Here is a 7234-nt window from a genome sequence, read left to right as displayed (position 1 = left end):
GTGCGGCTTGAATCAAATCATGGTCTGACTCGCGCCAACGCCCGAGAGCCCATCTTCCTGCCTCTTCCCTGGTCACGACCGAACGGTCAACAAGGTATCGAAGCACTCGACAACCGTTAAGGACCATCCGATAGAGGGGGCTCGCTCCTCGGAGCGAGCCAGCTGGACCAGCAACTTCTGCAACGCCTCGTCGGAACTATCTGGTGGTGCGGGCATGAGGGACACGCTACGGGGACTTGTGCTGCTAAGCGACCGCTCATGCTGACAGACATTGCGGCATAGCGTTCCGCTCATGCCGCCCGTGGTGCGCGGTTCTGCCGATGAGCGGTTCTCTGCCAGACACCACACACGTCCGATGGGAAGAGCCATCTCATCCGCCTCCACGGTCGCGAAGATCCGGCTGTAGATGTCATTGATCGCCTCGTCGATCACCTGGGTGGGTGCGAAGCGAAGCCAGTCCCGAAAAGGCAGATGTCTCATTGGTTCAGGTGCGCCCACGGGCAACACGTGCAGGTTCACGTCCTCACTAGCGCTCACCACGTCCCGTGGCCATCCCACCATGGCTCTCGCAGCACCAGCCGATAGCCGAATGCACGTAGAGAAGGCACGTACCTGTCCTCGTCATCCGCGTCAGACAATGTCATGTCGATGTCGATGATGGGCTTGGCGGCGAGGCCGGGCACCGACGTTGAGCCCACAGCTCAACTCTCACAACGAGGTCACCGAGGCCGCCGTGTAGAGCGCCCAATGCGTCCGCGAATCGATCCCCCACGCGGGTTGGGTCCTCGATGACAACAGCGTCGAAGAATCTCGGCGCGGAAACCAGGAGCGACCTAGCAAGGGGCCGCGTCAGGCAACGTTTGGCCCTGACCGCGACCCTATTTCCGGCGTCACTTCTCATCGTCGCCCCGATCGAACCCCGTCACCTACCGGCGGACTGGAGTCACGCTACGTACGTCGCATGCAAACCTTGCCTGACAGGGCATGAGCTGCTCTGCCGTCAGAAGACCACCGACACGCACCACCACCCCGGCACACGAGCATGCCGGGGTGGTCCGTGGGTCAATCGGTCAGCGCGCGGTCAGCCGAGCGGTATGGGTAACCAGCTTCGAGGTGTTGCCGACGCGGTCGATCGCGGAGACGCGGTAGACCAGGGTGCCCTTGGTCAGCCGGCTCAGGGTTGCCGCCCATCGGTGGCGGGGGTTGGTGGTCAGCGAGAAGCCACGGCCTCGGGCGAAGGCCTTGGCCTTGCTGGCGGCCTTGACCCAGGAGTTCGTGGCCGGCCGGTAGCCGTACCAGTGCCCGCCGCGCTTCTCCACCACGCGCAGCCGGACCCTCTTCACGCCAGTGCCGGCGGTGTCGGTCGCGGTGCCATGCAGGGTCTTCCAGGCGCGCACCGAGTGGCGATGCCTCTTCGGCAGGAGAAGCTTGACGACGGGGGCGACGGAGTCGACGTTCACCACGACAGCTGAGGACTCGAGGATCGCCGCATTGCCGGCCTCGTCGGTCGCGGTGACCGCCGGTGTGAACGTGCCACCGGTGCGGTAGACGTGCGTCAGGGTGGTGCCACTCGTCCACGGCGTGGTCGCACCGTCACCCCAGTCCACGCTGCGCGTGATCTTGTCCGCCGGGCTCCAGTTGTCCGCCAGTGCCGTCTGGGTCACCCGCACCCGGGTGAGGCCGGCCCAGGCCGAGGCCGGACCCGCGGTGAAGGTGCCGGTCGGGGTCTCGGCGTCGTTGATGACGACCGCAGGAACCGCGACGACGATGCCGTTGTCTGCCGCGTCGTTGAGCGTGACCGTAGGGACATAGCGCGCGGCGGTCAGGGGGTAGGTGTGTTTCAGCGTCGTGCCGGTCGTCCACGCCACCGCCGCGGTCCCGTCGCCCCAGGCGACCATCCGGGTGACCTGGGAGGTCGGCGAGTCGTCGGTCAGCGAGTCCTGGGTCAAGGTGGCGATGCCGGTGTTGTTGTCCCACGTCGATGAGTAGATGCCGGTCGGAGCGGTCACGTCCGGGAGCGGGACACTGATGGTCGACGCCTTGCCCGGCTGATGCCTGATCACCGCCCTGACCGAGAGGGACACGGTGCCCGGGGTCGTCGCGAGCACGGGCGTCCAGGTCGGCGTGGTCACGGTCTTGGACGCCAGCGTGGTGCCGGCCCGCGTGATCGCGACCCGGTAGCTGGTCGCCTTGGCCACGGGGTTCCAGGTGGCGGCCACCCCGTAGGTCAGGTCACCCGGGGTCACCTGGGCAGCAAGGCCAGTCACGCCACCGGGCTTGGACGGCTTCGCTTCGGCCGCGGTCGTTCCCACCGCCCCGACGACAAGGCCGAGGACGATACCCCCAGTCAGCATGCGCAATGGGCGTACAACGTTCATGGTTCCCCCCAACAAGGCCCGGCTCCCCAGCCGGCGGGGCGCAGCTCCCCGAGCCGCGCTACTGGGAATTAGACACCGAGGCGTGGGATCGGCGTGCCGAAACAGAAACATTCTCAGGGAAATTCTGGTCCGCTGATCGAAACGCCCGCACCGCTGTCCGCGCTCGACCAGGGGCCGAGGACTGGTGGGGACGTCCGGCTGCGCCAGTCGGAGCCGGATCACCCAGGGGAACCAGCATCGGGCGGGACGAGCACCGCCAGCAACGGTGCCTGCGCACCGTCGAGATCCAGCGACCAGGTGGCGGGTCCTCCTGCGCTCACGAGCGCCGCGATCCGGTCACGAGCGGTCCGAACGGCGTCCCGGAGGGCGGTCGCCCGGGCCCGCTCCTCCTCACCGGGCGCCGTCGTGACCAGGTGCGTCAACCGGTCGTCGAGGGCGGACACCCGCGGAGCGGCCACCGTCCAGCCGCCCGCGACACCCGCGAGGGAGCCTGAGCCGCGCAGCTGCGGGACGAGGTCGCGGGCGAACCAGCCGACCTCCCGCTCGGCGGTCGCCACGTCGGACCGCCAGGTGCGGCCGCGGCGCGCCCGACGTACCAGCAGCACGGCGACGAGGGCGCCCACGACGAGGACGACGAGCGCCAGCCACCACCAGCCCGTGCTGTCGCTGGTCCCGTCGTCGGTGTTGCCCTGCGAAGGTGCCGGTGACGACGACTCCGTGGGCGACGACGAGGCGGGCACGCTCGTCCTCGGCGGCCGACTGGTCGGTGGCCCTGACGTCGGCCCTAGCGTCGGCGCTGACGTGGGCGCTGACGACGGCGCGGCTGCCGACGATTCACCCGGCGTATCGGGCGTGCGGGTCGCGGTCGGGCGCTCGCGCGTCGGTGACAACGACGCCGTGATACCGGGGCGATCGGCCGCCCCGCTGCTCCCGCTCCCGCCGCAGGCGGTGAGGAACGGCAGCAGGACGACTCCGAGCAGAACGAGGCCGCGCAGGGAACGGCGCAACATCGGGACCTCGCTCGGGGTGGGAGACGATCCACGATCGCCGAGACCGCCCTACACCTACGTCACCCGGCGCGGGTGAACTCTGAGGTCAGCTGCCCCCGCCGCCGGCCTTGCGCCGGTGCATCTTCGGGCCGGCCCCACCGTGCACCTCGGACCCGTGTGCCTTCTCGCGGACCGGAGCATCCTCGCGGACGCCCTTCGCCTTCGCGTTCTTCCGGTCCAGGGCCTCGCGCATCTTGGCCTTCACGTCGTCGAGGTCGTCGTTCGCGTTGTCCTGGCTCATGCCTCCACCTTGCCACCCGGCCGGTGGCAGGGTCGAGGGGTTACCCGACGGACGCGGGCTGGGGCGGGATCGAGGGCTGATCCGACGGCTGTTGGGGGGCGCCGCTCTGGCTGTAGCCCAGACGGGCGGCCGTCTCGCGGGCCGCGTCGGTGACCGGGACCGCGACGACGGCGGTGCCGTAGGCGCAGATCTCGGTCCAGGTGTCGCCCATCTCGGAGGTGTCGAAGCGCATCGCGACCACGGCGTTGGCGCCGCGGTTGCGAGCCTCGTCGATCATCCGGCCCATCACCTCGTTGCGGCTGTTGATCAGGTTCGACGTCATCCCCCTGAGCTCACCGCCGACCAGCGACTTGAAGCCGGCGCCCATCTGCGAGAACGCGTTCCGCGAGCGCACGGTCAGGCCGAAGACCTCTCCGCACACCTGGCGGACCTCCCACCCGGGAATGTCGTTCGTCGTCACCACGAGCATGGGTTCCTCCATCGAAGCTCGATCACAGCGGGTCGTTGCTCGCGCCAGCGAGCGCACGCACAGCGTAGGTGCCGCGGCAAAGGCCGGTCATTCCCAGGTGACCGGCACGCCGTGCGGCGCCATCCGGCCAAGGAACGCGCGCTCGCCACCGCGTGCCTCGCCATCTCCCGGCCACGCCTCGGCACACACCCAGAACCGGTGCTCGTCCTCGGGGGTACGCCGGGTCGGCTCGGCGAAGAGATGGACCAGCGGCGCGTCCGGGGTCGCCGTCGCTCCGAGCGCGGCCAGCCGCGCGGTCACCCCCTCCTGCTGGTCGCGCGGCACGTACTGCCACATCACGCTGTGCCAGAGCACCGTCAGGGTGCCTGGCACGACCTCGAGCCGCTCGACGTACGACGCAGCGTCGGCGCGCTCCACGGCCACCGGCGCCTCCCGGGCGAGCTCGATCGCCCCGGCCAGCCGGGCGTGCCGCTCGCTCATGTCCGGCCACACGTACGACGTGAGCGTCAGCCGGCCGTCCTCGGTCGTCACGTCGACGGGTTGGGGGTCGGAGCCACTGCGTGCGACCACCTCGAGCGGCGCGGCCGGCGGGAGCGGCTCGCCCTCCCAGGCCCGGTCGAGGAGCACCGGGCTCGCCGGATCCCCCCAGCCACCGCCGGCGCGGTCGGTGATCCGGAACCGGTCCGCCTGGAGGTTGAGCCCGCCACTGGAGCCGATCTCGAACAGCCGTACGGGGTGCCGCCAGCGGTCGGCGAGCCGCAGCAGACCGCCGACCAGCGCCGCGGACCGGCCCACCTCGTTGGTCTGGGGTGCGTGGTCGAGCAGGGGCCGGACCTCGTCTCCGCGCCGGGCCAGGAAGTCGAGCACGACCGGCACCCCGGCGGTGCTCCACGTACCGCCCACAGTCGGGTACGCCGCGGCCAGCTCGCCCGCCTCGCCGGCCAGCACGAGCCGATGGATGCTGCCGGCCAGCCGGAGCGCCAGCCCGGAAGGTCCCGGATCGTCCTCGTGGCCGCGCAGGACCCGAGCGGTGGGTCCGCCCGCCTCGAGGTCGTCGGCGAGGGCGGCGAGCAGCTCGGCGTACATCGGCGACCCGAGCTCGTCGCACGCCTCTGCCTGCTGCCGGAAGAGTGCCGGCTGGGATCGGTTCACGCCTCGCGCGTCTTGCCGAACGGGTTGGGACCGTGGCCGGTCTCACGCGTCGCGAAGAGCGCGGCCAGAAGATCGTCGTCGCAGGAGCCGGTGACGAACTCGGCCAGCCGCCGCAGCTGTTCGGCCGCGACCGCCTGGTCGTCGCTGGTCATCGCCTCGAACTGGGTGTCGACACACCGGTCCGCCCGTGAGTCGCGCAGGAAGTCCTGGAGCCGGCGTACCCGGTTGATCTGCTGCTCGGCGACCCCGGGCTCCTTCTTCTGCCAGAACCCGGAGGTCGAGGTCATCTCGACGTCGCGACGGTTCAGGACGTAGAGCGGATCGTCGAAGGCGAGGTCCATGAACCCGAAGAAGTCGGACCACTCCTCGGGCTTGATCCGGTGCCAGAGCACCTCCTTGAAGCCCAGCCGGTCGACGTTCGACGGGGCGACGTCACCGAGCAGCTGCTGCTGCACCAGCTGGCGGACCGATGCCGCGAACGCGTCCAGGTCGACCTCGCGCAGGCCGTAGAACGCCGACGACGCCTTCGCCGCGCCCGGGCCACCGAACTTGTCCTTGAACGTCTCGAGACTGGCGTAGGCGCGGAAAATCGGCAGCAGGTACAGGTTGTTCTCGCCCCTCACCAGGGTGCGCGGCAGCGTGTTCAACATCCCCTGCGTCAACGTCGAGCCGGAGCGGCCGTAGGTCACGACGAAGACGAAGCGATGGGTGGGCGGCTGCGTCACAGCTTGTAGTCTTCCAGCAGCCGGCGGCCGATGATCATCCGCTGGATGTCGGCAGTGCCCTCCCCGATCAGGAGCATCGGAGCCTCGCGATAGAGGCGCTCGATCTCGTACTCCTTGGAGAAGCCGTAGCCGCCGTGGATCCGGAACGAGTCCTCGACGACCTGGTGGCAGTACTCCGATGCGAGGTACTTGGCCATGCCGGCCTCGAGGTCGTTGCGCTCGCCCTGGTCCTTGACCCGCGCCGCCTTGACCATCATCTGGTGGGCGGCCTCGACCTTGGTCGCCATCTCCGCCAGGCGGAACAGCACGGCTTGGTGCTCGGCGATCTTCTTGCCGAAGGTCTCGCGCTGCTGCGCGTAGGCGACACCGAGCTCGAACGCGCGGTTGGCGACGCCGCAGCCGCGGGCCGCGACGTTCACGCGGCCGACCTCGACACCGTCCATCATCTGGTAGAAGCCCTGGCCCGGTGCGCCCCCCAGGATCTGGTCGGCGGAGATCCGGTGGCCCTCGAACACCATCTCCGTGGTGTCCACGCCCTTGTAGCCCATCTTCGCGATCTTGCCGGGGATCGTGACGCCCTGGGCGGTCTCGCCGAAGCCCTCCTCCTTCTCCACCAGGAACGTCGTCATGTTCCGGTAGACGGAGTCGGCGCCCTCATCGGTCTTCACGAGTACGGCGACCAGGTTGGCCGAGCCGCCGTTGGTCAGCCACATCTTCTGACCGGTGATCTCGTAGCCGCCGTCGTCCCCTTTGACCGCCTTGGTCTTGATCGCGCTGACATCGGAGCCGCAGCCCGGCTCGCTCATCGAGAAGGCGCCGCGGACCTCGCCGGTGGCCATCTTGGGGAGGTAGTTCCGCTTCTGCTCCTCGGTGCCGTGCTGCTGCAGCATCCAGGCCACGATGAAGTGGGTGTTGATGATCCCGCTGACGCTCATCCAGCCGCGGGCGATCTCCTCCACGGCCAGCGCGTAGGTGAGCAGCGACTCGCCCAGGCCGTCGTACTCCTCGGGGATCATCAGTCCGAAGAGGCCGAGCTCCTTGAGCCCCTCGACGATCTCGGTCGGGTACTCGTCCCGATGCTCGAGCTCGGTGGCGACGGGGAGGATCTCGCGCTCGACGAAGTCGCGCACCGCCTTGAGGATCTCGGTCTGGTCGTCGGTGAGCCCGTCGGTCTGGCAGAGGCGACCCATGGCGTCGTCGATCCTTTCCGGTCCGTGCTG

The 7234-nt window shown here is 69.3% G+C and carries 10 protein-coding genes; all 10 read right to left on the bottom strand.

What is annotated here, in order from left to right; genetic code table 11:
• The coding region (locus tag VGJ24_RS19640; protein WP_414691121.1) for an aminoglycoside adenylyltransferase domain-containing protein at positions 1-127 on the bottom strand (127 nt) is incomplete at its 3' end.
• Entirely contained in the window at positions 73-519 is a 447-nt protein-coding gene (locus VGJ24_RS19075) for a hypothetical protein (protein ID WP_331502227.1), read from the bottom strand. The genes VGJ24_RS19640 and VGJ24_RS19075, both read right to left, overlap by 55 nt.
• Positions 520-533: 14 nt before the next feature.
• Entirely contained in the window at positions 534-698 is a 165-nt protein-coding gene (locus tag VGJ24_RS19635; RefSeq protein ID WP_414691119.1) for a GrpB family protein, read from the bottom strand.
• A 372-nt stretch (positions 699-1070) separates the two neighbouring features.
• Positions 1071-2354 (bottom strand): PKD domain-containing protein, encoded by a 1284-nt coding sequence (locus VGJ24_RS19070; RefSeq protein WP_331502226.1) that lies wholly within the window; start codon positions 2352-2354, stop codon positions 1071-1073.
• A gap of 242 nt (positions 2355-2596) precedes the next feature.
• Positions 2597-3118, bottom strand: a complete 522-nt coding sequence (locus tag VGJ24_RS19065) for a hypothetical protein (RefSeq protein WP_331502225.1) — start codon at positions 3116-3118, stop codon at positions 2597-2599.
• 355 nt (positions 3119-3473) lie between these two features.
• A complete protein-coding gene (locus tag VGJ24_RS19060; protein ID WP_331502224.1) occupies positions 3474-3668 on the bottom strand; it encodes a DUF5302 domain-containing protein in 195 nt (64 codons plus the stop codon).
• A 40-nt stretch (positions 3669-3708) separates the two neighbouring features.
• The gene (locus VGJ24_RS19055) at positions 3709-4137 is read right to left on the bottom strand and encodes a YbjQ family protein (RefSeq protein WP_331502223.1); all 429 of its coding nucleotides are present in this window, start codon (positions 4135-4137) and stop codon (positions 3709-3711) included.
• A gap of 87 nt (positions 4138-4224) precedes the next feature.
• The gene (locus tag VGJ24_RS19050; RefSeq protein ID WP_331502222.1) at positions 4225-5289 is read right to left on the bottom strand and encodes a DUF2332 domain-containing protein; all 1065 of its coding nucleotides are present in this window, start codon (positions 5287-5289) and stop codon (positions 4225-4227) included.
• A complete protein-coding gene (locus tag VGJ24_RS19045; RefSeq protein ID WP_331502221.1) occupies positions 5286-6014 on the bottom strand; it encodes a hypothetical protein in 729 nt (242 codons plus the stop codon). Before VGJ24_RS19045 ends, VGJ24_RS19050 begins: the two co-directional genes overlap by 4 nt.
• Positions 6011-7204: an acyl-CoA dehydrogenase family protein gene (locus tag VGJ24_RS19040; protein WP_331502220.1), complete on the bottom strand. Its 1194-nt coding sequence runs from the start codon at positions 7202-7204 to the stop codon at positions 6011-6013. The genes VGJ24_RS19045 and VGJ24_RS19040 overlap by 4 nt, the downstream gene beginning before the upstream one ends.
• Between the last annotated feature and the right edge of the window lie 30 nt (positions 7205-7234).

The organism is Nocardioides sp., from assembly GCF_036493135.1.
In the GTDB taxonomy this organism is placed as follows: domain Bacteria; phylum Actinomycetota; class Actinomycetes; order Propionibacteriales; family Nocardioidaceae; genus Nocardioides.
This window is presented reverse-complemented; position numbering and strand designations above follow the sequence as displayed.